The sequence below is a fragment of the Nocardia sp. NPDC049190 genome, from assembly GCF_040648115.1.
In the GTDB taxonomy this organism is placed as follows: Bacteria; Actinomycetota; Actinomycetes; order Mycobacteriales; family Mycobacteriaceae; genus Nocardia.
Window position 1 is genome coordinate 142,436 of record NZ_JBEZDE010000007.1, and the last position, 17,089, is coordinate 159,524.

The 17,089-nt window shown below is 68.2% G+C and carries 12 protein-coding genes and 1 pseudogene; 6 read left to right on the forward strand and 7 right to left on the reverse strand.

Features of this window, described 5'->3' with window-relative positions; translation table 11 throughout:
* The first annotated feature begins 82 nt into the window (after positions 1 to 82).
* Complete coding sequence (locus AB0B25_RS09190; RefSeq protein WP_357176662.1) at positions 83 to 1,846, forward strand: helix-turn-helix domain-containing protein; 1,764 nt, start codon at positions 83 to 85, stop codon at positions 1,844 to 1,846.
* A 1,413-nt stretch (positions 1,847 to 3,259) separates the two neighbouring features.
* Here AB0B25_RS09190 and AB0B25_RS09195 read toward each other — a convergent pair.
* Positions 3,260 to 4,084: pseudogene (locus AB0B25_RS09195) on the reverse strand (serine/threonine-protein kinase); the annotation flags it as partial.
* A gap of 833 nt (positions 4,085 to 4,917) precedes the next feature.
* Positions 4,918 to 6,747 carry a protein kinase gene (locus tag AB0B25_RS09200; RefSeq protein ID WP_357176664.1) on the reverse strand — a complete coding sequence of 610 codons (1,830 nt, stop codon included), beginning with the start codon at positions 6,745 to 6,747 and terminating at the stop codon, positions 4,918 to 4,920.
* A gap of 227 nt (positions 6,748 to 6,974) precedes the next feature.
* Between AB0B25_RS09200 and AB0B25_RS09205 the strand changes: the two genes are divergently transcribed.
* A complete protein-coding gene (locus AB0B25_RS09205; protein WP_357176666.1) occupies positions 6,975 to 7,880 on the forward strand; it encodes a hypothetical protein in 906 nt (301 codons plus the stop codon).
* Between the two features lie 7 nt (positions 7,881 to 7,887).
* Here the strand turns inward: AB0B25_RS09205 and AB0B25_RS09210 are convergent, their stop codons facing one another.
* A complete protein-coding gene (locus AB0B25_RS09210) occupies positions 7,888 to 8,553 on the reverse strand; it encodes a response regulator transcription factor (RefSeq protein WP_357176668.1) in 666 nt (221 codons plus the stop codon).
* Between the two features lie 79 nt (positions 8,554 to 8,632).
* Positions 8,633 to 9,868 (reverse strand): histidine kinase, encoded by a 1,236-nt coding sequence (locus AB0B25_RS09215; protein ID WP_357176670.1) that lies wholly within the window; start codon positions 9,866 to 9,868, stop codon positions 8,633 to 8,635.
* A gap of 166 nt (positions 9,869 to 10,034) precedes the next feature.
* On the opposite strand from AB0B25_RS09215, the gene AB0B25_RS09220 reads away from it, so the two are divergent.
* The 3 genes from AB0B25_RS09220 (at position 10,035) to AB0B25_RS09230 (ending at position 13,011) form a co-directional block, all read left to right on the forward strand.
* Entirely contained in the window at positions 10,035 to 10,826 is a 792-nt protein-coding gene (locus AB0B25_RS09220; RefSeq protein ID WP_357176672.1) for a hypothetical protein, read from the forward strand.
* Positions 10,827 to 11,080: 254 nt separating this feature from the next.
* Positions 11,081 to 12,442, forward strand: a complete 1,362-nt coding sequence (locus tag AB0B25_RS09225) for an alpha/beta-hydrolase family protein (RefSeq protein ID WP_357176674.1) — start codon at positions 11,081 to 11,083, stop codon at positions 12,440 to 12,442.
* A 125-nt stretch (positions 12,443 to 12,567) separates the two neighbouring features.
* Positions 12,568 to 13,011 (forward strand): SRPBCC domain-containing protein, encoded by a 444-nt coding sequence (locus AB0B25_RS09230; RefSeq protein WP_357176676.1) that lies wholly within the window; start codon positions 12,568 to 12,570, stop codon positions 13,009 to 13,011.
* A gap of 113 nt (positions 13,012 to 13,124) precedes the next feature.
* Here AB0B25_RS09230 and AB0B25_RS09235 read toward each other — a convergent pair whose 3' ends face one another.
* Positions 13,125 to 13,733: a TetR/AcrR family transcriptional regulator gene (locus AB0B25_RS09235; RefSeq protein WP_357176677.1), complete on the reverse strand. Its 609-nt coding sequence runs from the start codon at positions 13,731 to 13,733 to the stop codon at positions 13,125 to 13,127.
* A 107-nt stretch (positions 13,734 to 13,840) separates the two neighbouring features.
* On the opposite strand from AB0B25_RS09235, the gene AB0B25_RS09240 reads away from it, so the two are divergent.
* On the forward strand, positions 13,841 to 14,839 hold the full coding sequence (locus AB0B25_RS09240; protein WP_357176679.1) for an SDR family NAD(P)-dependent oxidoreductase: 999 nt from the start codon (positions 13,841 to 13,843) through the stop codon (positions 14,837 to 14,839).
* A gap of 211 nt (positions 14,840 to 15,050) precedes the next feature.
* On the opposite strand, the gene gatA is transcribed toward AB0B25_RS09240, so the two are convergent.
* Positions 15,051 to 16,574 carry an Asp-tRNA(Asn)/Glu-tRNA(Gln) amidotransferase subunit GatA gene (gene gatA / locus AB0B25_RS09245; protein WP_357176681.1) on the reverse strand — a complete coding sequence of 508 codons (1,524 nt, stop codon included), beginning with the start codon at positions 16,572 to 16,574 and terminating at the stop codon, positions 15,051 to 15,053.
* Positions 16,571 to 16,870 (reverse strand): Asp-tRNA(Asn)/Glu-tRNA(Gln) amidotransferase subunit GatC, encoded by a 300-nt coding sequence (gatC, locus tag AB0B25_RS09250; RefSeq protein ID WP_357176683.1) that lies wholly within the window; start codon positions 16,868 to 16,870, stop codon positions 16,571 to 16,573. Before gatC ends, gatA begins: the two co-directional genes overlap by 4 nt.
* Positions 16,871 to 17,089: the final 219 nt, after the last annotated feature.

Below are 17,089 nucleotides of genomic sequence, written 5' to 3' on the forward strand. Positions count from 1 at the left end.
ACTGGCCGTGTCAATCTGAGACGCGTCATCCATTTGCGACGGCGCAATTGTGACCTGCAATAAGCGCCGAGGTCGTGAGCAGATGTCGAATCTTCGAGTTGATGCTGGTGTGAGCCTGCAGAAGGCACGCGAACAATTCCTGACTGCCGGTTCGCTTGATCACCTGCCGGTGCGGGACACCATTCTGGACTCGTGGCGGCGAGCGCAGGCACTGCAGATCCACCCCGACCGTGTCGATCTGCCCTACGTTCGCGAGCCGAATCGCGATTCACCACTGGTCAACGCCGCGGCTCCCGTGCTGCGGCGACTCGCCAGCGACTTGTCCACCCAGCCCGTGAGTGTCATTTTGACCTCATCGGACGGGCTTTTGCTCGAGCGCTACGCCGCCGACGCCACGATCATGCGCACGCTCGACGGTGTCCAGCTCGCTCCCGGCTACAGCTATGCCGAGGGATTCGTCGGCACCAATGGCATCGGCACCACCCTGGAGACGGGTACCCCGACGCTGATTCGCGGCGGCGAGCACTACCTCGGCACCCTGGGTCGGCTCGCGTGCGCGGGCTCGCCCATTCGCCACCCGCTGACGCACTCGGTGGTCGGCGTCGTCGATCTCACCTGTTGGGCGAACAGATCCGATCCGCTGTTGCTCGCCCTCGCCAACAGTGCGAGCAGTCAGATCGAGGACCGGCTCCGCGCACTCGCCGGCGAGACCGAGACCGAGTTGCTCCAGACGTATCTGCGCGAATGTCGCCGGTATCCGGGCGGCGTGCTCGCGATCGGCGGCGACGTGGTGCTGATGAATCAGTACTTGCGCCAGGTTCTCGACCCGCTCGACCAAATGGCGTTAGTGCAGCATTCGATCGAACTGGGTAGCCACGGCGCCGTCGACAACCTGCTGGCCTCGCTGCCCAGCGGTCGGATCGCGAAAGTGACGGCGGTCGAACGGATAGCCGCGCATGGCGGCAGCCGCACCATGGTTCTGCACGTTCACCTACCCGTCGACCACGCGATACACCATCCCACCGTGACTTTCCGCCTCTCCTTGCCCGGTGTCGCCGGGCGGAGCAGTTCGTGGCGGCGCAGCTGTCAGCGGGTCGAGCGCTGTTGCCGAGATCGCGAATGGGTGGTCATCGATGGCGAAAAGGGTTCCGGTCGAGCGAAACTCGCGAAATCTGTGGTCGAGCACGTCAACCCGGGCAAGATCGTCCGGGTTTTGCGGATGACCGACTTCGCCGACAGCGACGGCCTGCTGGCCGCGCTCCGAACCGAAACCGGCAACGGCGATTTCACCATCGTCATCACCGATGTCGACCGTCTGCCGAACACGGTGATCGAGGCGATCACGGATATCCTGCGGACCTGCGCCGATGGCGGATGGATCGCGGTCACGACACAGTCGGCCGCACCCACCACATCGCTCGATGCGCTGCTGCTGCAGTTCACCCACACGGTCGGCGTGCCCGCACTGCGGCACCGGATCGAAGACCTCGAGGATCTGGTCCCCTACCTGCTCCGAGAGTTGAGCAAGGGTGCCGACGTCCGGCTCGCTCCGGACGCCATGCGCCAGCTGAGCAAACTATCCTGGCCGGGCAACGTCGCCCAACTACGCCGGGTGCTTGCCGACACTCTCTCCCGGCAGCGATCCGGCGTGATCCACACCGATGATCTGCCGCCCCAGTGCCGTTCCCTGACGCGGCGCAGACTGACCCGGATCGAGGCACTCGAGCGCGACGCGATCGTACGCAGCCTGCAGGAGAACAGCGGCAACAAGGCCGAAGCCGCCGCGGCACTCGGGATGTCACGGGCGACCATCTACCGCAGGATCAAGGACTTCGGCATCGAGTAGACCGGAGCGCGCCGAGCGCCCCCGGCAGCCGAGAACGATCGATCGGGTGATCGGACTCCGATCCGGCGCCGGAATCGTCCACCCTATGAACTCACTGCGAGTTCGCTGTGCGTCCGGGCGTCAGTAGACGTACACCACGGCGTTCTCGCCACCACTGCACGTGACGAACTGGCCGGAGAGCTGGCAGTTCATCGTATATGTCTGGCCGGTGACCGGACTGGTTGCCTGCACCGCGCGCGTCCCGTCGCGGGTGGTGTTCTGCGTCGTGCCGAGTTGGGCATACGCCCTGCGCACCTCTTCCGCGAACGCGCAGCTGGTCACCGCGGTGCCGACCGCCGACTTCGTCAACGCACCGGAAACCGACTGCCCCTGGCCGCACGGCGTCGCACCCGTAGGCAGCGTGACCGGCGTCTGCTTGGCCGAGCTGGTTGCCGCGGCAGGGGCCGGCGAGGTGTTCGGCGTCCGGTCGCCCGGGCCTGACGTCGGCGCCGCGGGTGCCTCGGACTGCCGGTCGGCGGAGGACGTTGTCGAGCCGCCGGAGCCGAGTACCTGCCAACCGATCGCGCCGCCGACGGCGAGTACGACGACGGTCAGCACGCCGATCAGGATGGGCAGCGCGATGGAGCGCCCCCCGCGCGCGTCGTACGGGCCCTCATCGTGGTCGTAGTCATGATCCGTGTCGTCGCGCCGCGGATACGGGTAGTCGGTACGCGCGGGATAGGCGCTCTCCGGCGGATAATCGGTGCGCATCGCGCGACCGTCGTGCCTCGCAGCGGGTGCTGGCGGCAGGTACTCGGTCGGCGGCGAATAGCCCTCCGCGGACGAGTTGCCGGGGTCGCTGTGCGAGGCGGGCGCGCTCGGTGTGCGTCCCGGACCCGGATACTGCCTGCTCTCGTGGTAGTCGTCTGTACCAGGATGCTGTGGTGTCTCGGAGGTATACCGGGCTGTTTCGAAGGACTGCTGTGGTGTCTCGGAAAACGCGGAAAAGCTCGGTGTCTCCGAATACGCCTGGGGCGGTGTCTCCGAATACGCCTGAGGCGTGACCGTCGGATACACCTCAGTCGGTGGCGCCGCATACTCCGATGCTTGCTCATATCCCGCCGACTTCACATACGCCTGGGTCTCGGGATACAGGTGTGCGTCGGGAAAAGGTCGCATCGGTGGCAGTCCCACCTCGGGCGTGTACGCCGCGGGCGGCTTGTACGGCGGCGCGTCCGCCGACGGCAAGGGCGTGAACTGGGTCTCGGTGGGTCGAACCACCGTTGGCGCACTCGGATGGATCACCGCCCCGATCGATAGCTCCCCGGTCGACTCCGGCGGAACGGCCGAACCACGCACTATCGGGTTCCCGGGACGCTGCGCCGGGTTGGGCGCGCGCACCACCAGTGTCGGCCCAGCGGACGCTGCCGGGGCCAGGGCCGCGCGGGCCGCCCTGGCCAGCGCGGTCGCGGTCGGAAACCGGTCGGCCGGATCCTTGGCCATACCGCGGCTGATCACCGCGTCCAACGCGGCCGGAACACCCCCGGCCTGCGCGCTCGGCCGCGGCGGCGGATCGGAAAGATGTGACTTGATCAGCACGTTCATGCTGGCCGCCGGGAAAGGCGTCGCTCCGGTCAGGCATTCGTGCAGCACACAGGCCAACGAGTAGATATCCGCGCGCCCGGTGACCGGCGCGGTGTCGAAACGTTCCGGAGCCATGTAGATGTAGGAGCCGACGGCCATACCGACCAGGGTCACCGCGCTGTCGCCCTCGGTGTGCGCGATGCCGAAATCGGCCAGGTAGGCGAAATCCGCATCCGTGACCAGGATGTTCGCCGGCTTCACGTCGCGGTGCACCAGATTGCCCGTGTGCGCGGCCTCCAACGCGGAGGCGATCTGTTCGATGATGCCGACGGCGCGGGCGGGGCTGAGCGGTCCCTCGCTACGCAGGATGGTGCGCAGATCGACGCCATGTACCAGTCGCATGTCGATGAACAGCACGCCATCGATGACGCCCCAGTCGTGGATCGGTATGACGTGCGGCTCGGTCAGCCGGGCGGCCGCCTGCGACTCGCGTCGAAAACGCAGCTGATACATCGGGTCTCTGGCGAGTTCTTCCGACAGCAATTTCACCGCGACCACGCGGTCCTTCAGCGTGTCGTAGGCCTCGTAGACCTCGCCCATTCCCCCTTTGCCCAGCAACGACCGCAGTTCGTACGGCCCGAACCGCGTCCCGATTCTCGGCCCAGGTTCCTGCACCCGTCCATCCTCCACATCCCGGGCGGTGATCGCACAGAATCACGCGGTTCGCGGTCGGAGCCTGCCCGTCAAAGAGTGGATTCTCCGGGTGCCACACCCCGTGGTCAAACGCAACGACGACGACCGCCGCGCGATCGCGCAGGTCGGACGTGCCGAATGTCGGTCCGACCAGGTATTCCACGGTCACCGTCCGCGCGGCCGAGTTCGCGCCGAACTCCCCGTTCGCCTGGCGGCTCGAGCACCTCATACTCCCATGCGGCCAGCAAGCTCGGGGTGTATCCGCTGCCGCCCCCTTCCCGGGCAGGTCTGATCAGCCCATCCGACGTGACGACATCCCGCGTCGATTCGAGAAGGCTTCGCCTCGGCATCCGTCTCGATGGGAATGTCCCGCGCAATCCTGTCGCGCTCAGGTCATCGTCTCGCCAAGTCGGGCGGCACGATCATTCAACGTCGCCAACATACCGTCGCGGCGTGCCCGTCGAAGCCCGCGCTTGGCGAGCAAACCGTTTCCCAGCACCCGCAGGGTCTGCACAGCTGGTGCGGACAGACCACGGAAGGTGCGTGGTGCGTACGTGGGGGCGCGTCCATAAACCTCCAGCCAGGCGGAAAGGCCGCGATTATCGCGGAGATTCCGAAGCCGATCGTGGCGGATCCAGCGGTGGATGAGACGCTCCGCGGCATCGCGGCGACCGACGACGCCCGGCGATCATCGACGCGACCGCTCGTGGAACTCGACAAACTCACGAGCGGCAGGCGGGTGGTCTTCGGGCTGGGCTTTCTCGGCCGCTGCGACGCGCAACACCGCTGTCAGGCAAGCGACTCCAGCCGCATGCCTAGAGCGGCAGGTCGACGAACCACGCCTTGAATTTCGCGGTGGTCAGACCGAATCCGGAGCTCGGCGCGCGATCGGTGAGCGCCACCTTGGCATACAGCAGGTAGTTCGACCGGATCGGATCGTCCCGGAAATCGACAACGAGGAAGCCGTCCGGGAACCCGCTGGATGTCTGCTGCCACCGGTAAGTCGAGTACGACTTTCCGTTGTTCCGTTCGGACGCCGCGGTATTCGACGGCAGATTACGCACCGCCGCCTGCGCATTCTGCGCCGAGCCGAACGCGATGACAACATAGTCGGGCTCATTGATCGGCGTACCCCAGCAGTTCCAGGCCGTCGCCCAGTTCGGGAAGTCGGGCGCGTCGGAGTCGCTCGACACCTTGTCACCCGGATGGGCGGTGTCGAGGAAGCAGGTCTTCCCGCGATACCCCGGGCCGGAGCCGACACCGTACTTCGTATCGACACCCTGCGGCAGCAGCCGCGGGAATGCCTTGGCGAGCGTGCCGGGGTCGGCCGGTCCAGCAGGTGTCTCGGTGCCCAGCGGTGACGACGAGGGCTTCGACGACCCGACCTTCGTGGCGACGATACCGGCCCCGACGATCAGGCTCACGACAATCAGGACGAGCACCACGATCAGGCCGGTGTTCGAGCGACTTTCGGGCCGATAGGACGGCGGCCGATGCGGCGGATAGCCAATCTCCGGTGGCCGGGTCGGCGAAAGAGATTGCACCGCGGCATAATTCGGGACAGACGGGTTTCCGAACGCTGGAATCTGGTGACCGCCACCGGCGGCGTCCGCCGTGTACTGCGGCATCGGGGTGTAGGGGCCGGACGCCGTGGCGGGATAGGTCGGCGGACCCGGCACCATCCCGTGGTAGGCCGGATTCGCGGACGACGGCGGCGCGAGCACGGTAGGTGCGGGCTGCGACAGCGACGGCGGGGCGGACCAGGCATGGGCGGGCGCGTTCAGTGCCTGCCGTGCGGCCGTGGCGAATGCGACGCAAGACGGATACCGGTGGTCCGGACGCTTCGCCATCGCCATGGCGATCACCGCGTCCAGCGCGGGCGACAGGCCCGGGCGCTTGGCGGCGACCACGGGCGGCGGGGACTGCAAGTGGCCGCGGATGATATCCGCCGGCGCCGGAGCCTCGAACGGGGCGACGCCGGTCAGCAGCCAGTACAACGCGCACGCCAGCGAGTACTGATCGGAGCGGTGATCCAGATGCGCGCCGGTCATCTGTTCCGGCGAGGCGTAGGCCAACGTCGCGGTGAACATGCCGGTCTGGGTCAGATGCGTGGAATCCTCGCGCAGCCGGGCGATGCCGAAGTCGGTCAGGAAGACCCGTTCGTCCTGTCCGGTCGTCGTGCGCGCCAGCATGATGTTCGCGGGCTTCACGTCCCGGTGTAGCACGCCCATCCCGTGTGCGTAATCCAGTGCCGCCGCGATACCTTCGATGATCTGCACGGCCCGCTCCGGGGGCAGACTCAGCGGGTTCACCGTCGACGCGTCGACGCCGTCGACGTATTGCAGGGAGATCCACAGTTGCTCGTCCTCGGTGCCCCGGTCGTACACCGCGACGATGTTCGGATGATCGAGCTGCGCGGCCAGGTCCGCCTCTCGCTCGAATCGTGCCCTGACCTCGGCGTCGGTGAACAGTTCTCGGTTGAGCAGTTTGAGCGCCGTCTGCCGGGGCAGCCTCGGGTGCCGTGCCAAGTACACCGAGCCCATACCGCCCCGTCCGAGCAGTCGGTCGATGGTGAATCCGGCGAATACCGCACCGCTGTCGAGCAACACGCCCCCTTCGAGTGACCCGCGCCGGCCGGACGTCAACGTCCAGGCGCTCCATACCGATACGGAGCCTACCGGGTAGCGCTGTGGCCACGGAGTTTCGAATTCTTCGGGACAATCCGCGAAACTATCTACGAGACATCGTCGCGACACCGTCCCCAGATGCGGCGATGATGTCTCTCGCCCGGTCACCGGCCGGACGGGCACTATGAGCTGATTGCACCGCCGATGTACAGCGAGTCCGCGTTACTGGTGGTGGGGAGGACTCGGTGGTGAGGTCGACGGGAATCGTTTCGGCATGGCGTCCTACGCTGCGCGCCGCCCCGATGGTGGTGCTGCTCATCATTTCCTCGTGTGCCCTACTTCCCGGTGACCGGACCGCCCCGGAGCCTCCCGCCGTGCTCGTCAAGACCGCGGGAACGTGGCGGCCCGGCCTCTCGGTGTCCATGCCCGACGCACTGGCCGCCGATTTCACCCAACTGCAGCCACAGCTGGCCGGACAGGTCGGGATGGCGATCATGCCCGTCGGGGGCAGCCGAATGACCATCTTCGGCGATTGGGTCAGCGGAATCGCGTGGTCGACGATCAAGGTCCCGCTCGCGATCGCGGCGCTACGGCACGACCCGGAAGACGTCATCGTCGACGAGGCCACGGCCGCGATCACGGTGTCGGACAACGGCGCCGCCGAGGCGCTGTGGCAGTCGCTGGGCGACGGTCTGCAGGCCGCGAAGGCAGTACAGGACGTCATCGACGAGGCAGGCGACGCCACGACGGGCGTCGCCGGACCGAGGACCACGCTGGACTACATCTCCTTCGGCGGTACCGAATGGTCGCTGGCCAACCAGGCCCGATTCGCGTCACGGCTGCCGTGCCTGCCCGAGACCGGCACGGTGACCAAGTTGATGTCGGAGATCACTCCCGAGCAGGCGTGGGGCCTTGGGGTTTTGGCCGGCTCGGCGTTCAAAGGCGGCTGGGGGCCGGACGACGAAACCGGGATCTACACCGTCCGTCAGCTGGGCCTGGTACCGGTTCCCTCCGGCACGATCGCTGTCGCCCTTGCGGCACAAGCCGATTCGGGATCGTTCGAGGACGCCACCGAGATCCTGAGCCAACTGGCGACTCTGATCGGCCGTAATCTCGCCGACCTGCACGGCGGGTCCTGCCCGCCCGACTGAGGCCCGCTCAGCCTGGCGTGACCAGGCCGGATTCGTAGGCCAGCACCACCGCCTGCGCGCGGTCACGCAGGTTGAGCTTCGAGAAGACCTTGGACACATGAGTTTTCACGGTCTGCTCGGCCACGAACAGCGCCTCGGCGATCTCGGTGTTCGACATGCCCTCGGCGATCAGCTCGAGCACCTCGCGCTCGCGCGGGGTCAGCGAGGTCAATGCGAGTGTCGGCTTCGCGCGGGCGGCGCTGCGGCGGCGGGTGACGTCGGCGATGAGCCGCCGGGTGACCGTCGGCGCGAGCAGCGCCTGGCCGTCGGCGACCACACGCACCGCACGCACCAGTTCCTCGGCCGGCGCGTCCTTGAGCAGGAATCCGCTGGCGCCGAGACCGAGCGCCTCGTAGACGTAGTCGTCGATGTCGAAGGTAGTGAGCATCAGCACACGCACCGGCGGATCGAACCCGGCGGCCAGGATGGCGCGGGCCGCGTCGAGCCCGTTCATCTCCGGCATCCGGACATCCATCAACACCACGTCCGGGCGCAGCCGCCCGGCCTCGGCCACCGCGACTTTCCCGTTCGCCGCGTCGCCCACCACACTGATGTCCGGTTGCGCCGCGAGCAGAGCTCCGAACCCCTGCCGAACCATCGCCTGGTCATCGGCGATCAACACGGTAATTGCCACCTGCCCACCCTAAGCGCCCGCCCGGTGAGCGCAGTGGTGCCGTCGATCGCCGTGCTGGCGGGCGAGCGTCGCGGCCAGCTCACCGCTCCGTTTCGGCGGAAACCGGTGCGGCTGTGACCACCGCGCCGGCGGTGTGGCCGCCCGGCACGTCGAGTGGGAGACGCGCACGGACCTCGAAGCCGCCGTCGGCGCGGGGACCAGCGACCACGTCTCCGCCGACGGCCAAGGCTCGCGCCTGCATGCCCGCGATCCCGTATCCGCCGTGGCCGACCGGGCGCGCGAGCGCGGTACCCGCGCCGTTGGTCACAGTGACCAGCAGTTCCGCACCCTGCTCGATGTGCACCTGGACCGGGGCGTCCGGGGCATGCCTGGAGACATTGGACAACGACTCCTGAGCGATGCGATACAGCGCGAGACCGGTGGTCTCCGGGACCGTGTCCAACGGGCCGTCGACCGTCCAGGTGAGGCGAACGCCCGCGCGCTGAGCGCCCTCGAACAGGCCGAGCACATCGGCGGCCTTCGGTTGCGGTGCGTGTTCGGGCAGTTGCCCATCGCTGCGCAGGACGCCGAGCATACCGCGGATCTCGTTGAGCGCCTCGCGCGCCGTGGCGCCGATCGCCTCGAACTCGGCGCGCGCGGCCGGTGTCACGCCGTCCACCCGGTAGGGCGCGGTCTGTGCCTGCACCACCACCAGGGACATGTGGTGGGCCACCACGTCGTGCAGATCGCGGGCGATGCGGGCCTTCTCCTCCAGAATGGCCCGACGGGCTCGCTCGAGTTCGTTCTCCTCTTCTTGGCGCACCAACTGCTGCCGCGACAGCACCAGCCAGCGAATCAGCAGGCCGAACAGCACCAGCGCCGCCAATGCGATCGGCCAGCCCCACGCGGAACTCGCGAATGCCTCGCCCTCTCCCGGCATGGTGGTCGAGAACAGCAACGCGGTGGCGGCCCACGCGATCGCGACGATCCGGCCTGGCGCGCGCACCGCGACCGCGAACAACAGCACGAGCAAGCTCAGGATGTGCACGACCTGGAACGGCAGGTCGTTGTTCGGCTGATTCGGGATCGCGAGCGCGATCACCAGCGCCGACCCCGCCGAGATGGCCCAGCCCAGCGCCGGGTTCATCCGCACGAGCAGCAGCGGGAACGCGGCGAGCGCCGCGACGAACGGCTGTGCCGCGGTCGGCACCGTATGCGTCAGGTGCAATGTCGGCCAGGCCACGGTGTAGCAGATCAGAGCGACCACAACCATGCCGAAGTCGAACCACGTCCGCGCATCCAGCCGGCGCAACCCGGCACGACTCTTCTGCTTCATGTCGTTCACCCTAGGAAATCCCAGCTCACCGCAGCCTCATACCCTCGGGGGATTTCGGACCCGTACCCCGGTACCAGTCAGCGCGGCGTCTCCCCCGGCGGCACGCCGGGCCAAACAGTGCCAGGGCGTGAAGCGATCTCGCGGGCGGGTGCCTAACGTCGACGCCATGAGCACACCGACCAGCGCAGGACCCTCGACCCGGTCCGCATCGGCCGCAGGCGCCCGAAACCGTTCCGCCACCACTTCTTCCGCCGCACACACGCAACGCTATGCCGCATTGACCGCCAGCGCGCTGACCGCGATGGCGGCCACTGTGTTCCTGGCCCCCGCGCCGCTAGCCGCAGCGGCGGCCGCGCCGATCGAGAGCGAGCCGGCCGTCGCCGCCGTCGCAGAGCTGACCGCGGACGGTGCCGACTCACTGGCCGCCATTCCGCCGGACTTCACCGCCTCGTTCGGTTACCGACCGAGCACCGAGAACGGTCTCGTCGTCAATCCGCGGGGTGACTGTTCCTCGCCGGTGGCGCTGCCCGTCGAGTTCGACACCGCGTGCAAAGCTCACGACCTGGGCTACGACTTGTTGCGTTACGCCGATCGACACGGCGAGCCACTCGGACCGTGGGCGCGCCAAGCGCTCGACGCGACACTGGACCGGCACATGCACGAGGCCTGCGCCACCCGCGTCGAATCGCTCTCCCGTGCCCGTTGCGACACCATGGCGACGATCGCGACCACCGCCGTCGATCTGAACTCACGCCGGCAGGACTACGGTGTGCCGGTGGTCGAACCTCTGCTCACGACCACGGATTCCGATTCGGCGGTGCGCTGGCAGTCCCTGGGACTGCTCGGCGCCGGAGTATTGGGGATCGGCGCGGTGCTCGCTGTGCGGATCCGTCAGCGTAGCTTCTCGGCCGCCGGGGCGGTATCGAATACCGCTGGCGCACAGGTGGTCCCGCGATGACCGAGGCGGTCGCGGCCGGATCCTCCGGTCCCGCTCGGAGTGCGGGGCGAAACCGGCGGGTACGGACCACGGCCTGCGCGCAAGCCGCACCCTATGCGGGGAAGCGGAATCGGCGCCGGGGTTTCGCGCGCGTCGATGCCCAGCCGGATATCGCCCATGGTTCCGCGGCGACCGGCACCCCCGCGTTCCGACCATCTGATCCGATGGGAAGCGCCGACGCGAAGTCCCCCTCGTGCTCGGCCGTGTGTCGCCGAGTGGGAGTCACCCTGCGGCACACCGCCGCTCCGGTCCTGCCGGCACGGATCGGCACGACGCTCGGACTCGGGGTCGGCACATTGGCCTCGTTGGCGCCCGGTCTGCTCCCCCGGACGCCGAGCGCTCAAGCCGTGTTGACCGGACTGCTGGCCGTAGGCGCGCTCGGCATTGCGGGAATCGTTCGATTCGTGCTGCGGCGTCGCGGTTTCGACATCAATCAGCGGCATTCGTCGGTCCGACTGCCCCTGATGGTCGCGATGTCGGTGCTGGTAGTCGGCGCCGCGGCGAACGCGGGGCACTGGCAGAACCGACTGCGCGCGGCGATGGGGACACCACAGATCGGAGCCGACTATTGGATGCGGTGCGCGCTCGGCGCGGCCCTGATCGTCTGCCTGTTCGCCGGGACCACCCGTTCGATCGGCTGGGCGTTGCGGAGACTGGGCCGGGTGCGTGGAGTGTCATTGATCGTTGTGACGGCGGCGCTGCTGTCGCTCGTCGGCGCGCCCGCGGTCGTCGGCTGGCGCGAGTCCGCGTACGCGGACGCCGACGCCGACGTGGATCCCCACTTGCTGCAACCGGTTTCGTACACCACGTCGGGCAGCACCCAGTCGACGGTCAGTTGGTCGTCGCTGGGTGCGGAGGGTCGCAAGTTCGTCAGCGGCGGGCCCACCCGAGCGGCGCGGGTATACGTCGGGATGGCGTCGGCGCCGGACTTGAACAGCCGTGTCGCGCTGGCGATCCGGGAATTGGCCCGTTCCGGCGGATTCGATCGCTCGAACCTGGTCGTCGCGGTGCCCACCGGATCGGGGTGGATCGACGCGAACGCCGTCGCGGGTCTCGACCAGCGCTTCGAGGGTGACGTCGCGCTGGTCGGGCTGCAGTACTCGTACCTGCCCAGCTGGGCGACGTTCGTCTTCGGCCGCGACGACGCGATCACGGCCGCGCGGACGTTGTTCACCGCCGTGGAGAACCACCTGCGTAGCCTGTCGCACAAGCCGAAGTTGTATCTGTACGGCCAGAGTCTCGGCGCGCTGGGCGGCACCGGCGTCTTCGCCGACGACGCGGAACAGGACAGCCGAACGTGCGCGGTCCTGTGGGCCGGTCCGCCGGCGAACGACGTGCACCACGGCGGCGCGACCGTGCTGGCCAACAGCTCGGACCCGGTGATCCATTGGTCACCCGCGCAGCTGTGGCGCGCACCCGACCTGACCGGCGTCCGGGTGGACGCTCCTGTTCCCCGATGGCTTCCGGTGTTGAGCTTTCTGCAGACCACCGCGGACCTACTCGCCGCGCTGAGCGCTCCCCCGGGTCATGGGCATCGCTACGGCGCCGATCAAGGCACCGCCATGGGCACGTGCTGACCGATCCGGCTCGCGCGAGCGACGCTGCACAGATCATGGTCCGAGCCGCGTCGGACACCACGGCCCGAGGAACGCGCGACGGCCCACACGAGCCGCCCTCCGATAGAACATGTTCTAATTTCACCATGCCCTTCGTCATCGATCTCGTCCGCGACATCGACGCCCCCGCCGAACTGGTGTGGCAGGTGATCACCGACTTCCCGCGCTACCTGGAGTGGAATCCTTTCGTCTCGGAATGCCACAGTTCACTGACCCCCGGCGAGCCGATCGACATGCTTGTCCACCTCGCCGAAACCCCGCGCAAGCAGCGTGAGTGGATCCGATCCCACACACCGGGCCGCGAACTCACCTATTCGATGAAGCCGGTTCCGTTCGGCGCGCTGCACAGCCTCCGCTCGCACACTGTCACGCCGCTGGCAGACAACCGCAGCCGCTACGAGTCCCATTTCGAGCTAGCGGGCTGGTTGCATCCCGTTGTCGTCGCACTACTCGGCGCGAATCTACGGCGCGGCTTCGAGGGCATGACCAACGGGATCCAGAGACAGGCCGAGTCACTGCACGCCGCCTGATCCGGGCCGGCTCGCTGTTGCCGATCACGCCGGCCGAGGGGGACCCGCGCCGCGCGCTTTCCTACGCCGGAACCCTGGCCATGATGATGGACGAATGACGACGCCGAGATCGTTCACGATGGAAGGACAGGTCGCGCCGCGCGCAGATAGGCCAGTGCCCCCTCGAGTGCGGTGTCGGCGTATGCGTCGGTGAGGCCGCCGAGACCGAGTGACCACCGGGTCTGGATCGGGCCGAGCAGCAGGTCGACGGCGAACTCCAGATCCAGACCGGCACGGAGTTCACCCGAGTCGACGGCGGCGGCAAGCCGGTCGGTGATAGCGGCGCGCTGCGGCAGCAGGAGGCGTTCACGATAGGCGGCGGCCAGCTCGGGATCCTGCTGGATCTCGATATACATGGCGCGGAGGAAAGACTCGAAGCCGGGATCGGTCAGCGCGGCGACCGAGCCGCGCAGCAGCCCGCGTAGGTCGGCGGCGATGTCGCCGGTGTTCGGCAGCGCGAGACCCGCGGGGCCGGAATCCGATTCGAGCATCGCGTCGAGCACGACCGCCCCCTTGGAGGGCCACCAGCGATAGATCGTCTGCTTGCCGACGCCCGCTCGGGCCGCGATGGCCTCGATACTCAGCTTCGGGTAGGACAGTTCACCGATCAGCTCGGTGGCGGCGGCGAGGATCGCCGCACGGGACCGTTCGCTGCGTCGCGTCGTAGTAGGAGCATCGGCCATGACACGACGATAGCACCGAACGAGACGGTACGTCTCGTCTTGACAGCGAGGCCGGCGCTTGGCATCGTCACAACGAGACGCATCGTCTCGTGTAGAAAGGATCCGCTGTGACCAGAACCTGGTTCATCACCGGCGCCAACCGTGGGCTCGGCCGAGCATTCACGCTGGCCGCACTCGCCGAGGGCGACCGCGTCGTCGCCACCACCAGGAACCCGGAGGCGATGGCAGAGCTCGCGCACGACCGACTGACCGTGCTGACGCTGGATGTTCGCGAACGCGCGAACGTGATCGCCGTCGTCGACGAGGCTTTCGCGCGGATGGGCTCCATCGACGTAATCGTGAACAACGCGGGCTACGGGCTGGTCGGTGCTGTCGAGGAACTCACCGAGACCCAGATCCGCGAGCAGATGGACACCAATTTCTATGGCGCCCTCTGGGTTTGCCAAGCCGCGGCACCGCACCTGCGCACCCAGGGTTCGGGCCACATCGTGCAGATCTCGACGGTCGGCGCCGTCGGAAGCCTCCCGCTCTTCGGTATGTACAACGCGAGCAAATGGGCCCTGGAAGGTTTCAGCGCCTCGCTCGCCGACGAATTACGTCCCTTCGGCATCGCCGTCACCCTCGCCCAGATGGGCGGCTTCGACACCGACTGGGCCAAGTCGAGCATGCGCTTCGCGACCGGCATCCGGGCCTACGAGGACCTGCGCACCACCATCCTCGGCATGCCGAACTACCCGACGGCCTCCTCCGCCGCCCCGACCGAACCGACGGCCGACTCGGCTGGCACCGTAGCAACACCCGCCAGCGCAGCGCAGGTCCCTACCGACTCCGTCTCGATCGACAACCAACCAGAGAACTCGCCGACTTTCGTCGAGGAGCCCGCAACCGACACGGAATCCCCCGGGGACACGACGTCCGACACCGCGCTCGAATGGATCGAGGCACGTCCCGAGGTCGGCGCCGCGGAAGTGATCGCACTCGTGAACATGCCGCACCCTCCGCTCCGCAAGATCATCGGTCCAGGCGCGCACCACATGGTCACGATCGCATTGACCCAACGCCGCGACGACTACGCGAGAGACACCGAATTCACCTGGCCCGCATAGCAACCCCGGCAGCGGCGACCAGGCCGTACTCGACCTCGTACATTCGACCTACCTGCACACTCCATGCGCGGCACCGAGAACGCCGGCCGGGACCATCGATGCGCCGGTGATCGAGGCGACCAGCCGCACCCCGGTCAGCGCCTCGCGCGGTCCGACCAGGGATGCTCGGACCGCGGCACGGCGCGGACCACCGGGTGCGGCGGCAGCCGGGTCAGCCGATCGGTCCCCGAGCGGCCTCGTAGGCGGCGCCCACCCGGTAGAGGCGGTCATCGGCGAGGGCGGGTGCCATGATCTGCAGGCCGACCGGCATGCCGTCCTCCGCGCTCAGACCGGACGGGACCGACATGGCCGGGTGGCCGGCCAGGTTGGTGGGCAGGGTGCACAGGTCGGAGAGGTACATGGCCAATGGGTCGTCGACCTTTTCGCCGAGTTTCCACGGGGTGAACGGGCTTGTCGGCGAGACGAGTACGTCGACCTGCTGGTAGGCACTGTCGAAGTCGCCCGCGATGAGTGTGCGTACTTTGAGAGCCTGGCCGTAGTAGGCGTCGTAGTAGCCGGCCGAGAGCGCGTAGGTGCCGAGCATGATGCGGCGCTTCACTTCCGGACCGAACCCGGCCGCGCGAGTCGCCGCCATGACCTGCTCGGCGCTGTGCTGGCCGTCGTCGGCGACGCGCAGGCCGTAGCGCATGGCATCGAACCGTGCGAGGTTGGACGACACCTCCGACGGCATGACCAGGTAATAGGACGACAGCGCGTATTCGAAGTGCGGACACGACACTTCGATCACCTCGGCGCCGAGGTCCTTCAGCACCGCGACCGCGGCGTCGAAGGAGGCGAGCACGCCCGGCTGGTAGCTGTCGGAGTGCAGCTCCTTCACCACGCCGACCTTCACGCCGCGCAGATCACCCTCGGCGCCGGCGCGCGCCGCGGCGACCACGGGCGGCACCGGCACGTCGCGCGAGGTGGAGTCGCGCGGGTCGTACCCGGCGATCACCTCGTGCAACAGCGCGGTGTCCAGCACGGTCCGACCGCACGGACCGCCCTGGTCCAGCGACGACGCGCAGGCGACGAGGCCGAAGCGGGACACTGTGCCGTAGGTCGGCTTGGTGCCGACGGTGGCGGTGACGGCGGCGGGTTGGCGAATCGACCCGCCGGTGTCGGTACCGATCGCCAGTGGCGCCTGGTTCGAGGCCAGCGCGGCCGCGGAGCCACCGCCCGAGCCGCCAGGGATCCGGGTGGTGTCCCAGGGGTTGCGGGTCGGACCATAGGCCGAGTTCTCGGTGGAGGAGCCCATGGCGAATTCGTCCATGTTGGTCTTGCCGAGGATCGGGATACCCGCTTCGCGCAGCCGCGTGGTGACGGTCGCGTCGTACGGGGACACCCACCCCTCGAGGATCTTCGACGCGCAGGTGGTCGGCATGTCCGTGGTGGTGAACACGTCCTTGAGCGCCAACGGAACTCCGGCGAGCGGTGAGGCGGGCTCCGCCCCGGAGGCGATCGCGGAATCCACCGCGGCCGCGGCCGCCAGCGCGTGCTCCCCCGCGACGTGCAGGAACGCGTGGTATTCACCGTCGACCGCGGCGATCCGGTCCAGGTGCGCCTGGGTGACCTCCACCGAGGACAGCTCGCCGCGGTGGATCTTGTCGGCCAGGTCGGCCGCCGACAGCGTGGTCAGATCGGGCCCACCCGAGGCCCGACCGCCGCCTGTCGAATCACTCTGCGATGCCGCGCTCATTCGCCCTCTCCCAGGATCTGCGGAACCATGAACCGCTGCTCTTCGACCGCCGGCGCACCGGACAACGCCTGCTCGGGGGTGAGACAGGGCACGACCTCATCGGGCCGGGTCACGTTGACCGCCGGATTCGGCGAGGCGGTGGCCGGGACGTCGGCGGCGGCGACCTCGGAGATGGTCCGCACGTGGCTCAAGATCGAATCCAGCTGGCCGGCGAACTGATCCAGTTCGGCATCGGACAGCGCGAGCCGGGACAGCCGGGCGAGGTGTGCGACCTCGTCGCGGGAGATGGCGGGCACCGCGGGACCCCTTTCGGCTTCAATTTCAACAGTTCACACCGTTCCGCTTGCAGCGGCCGGTACCGGACGATGTCGACGTGCCCGGCGACGCAGGACGCGAACCCGCGCGGTGTAGGCACGACAACCCACACAGCCTAGCCACCGGCCCCACCGCCGCCGCCCGGTACCCGCGCTTCGCCCGCACGTCGACCGAAACGTCCGCGTGGGTGTCCTGACACC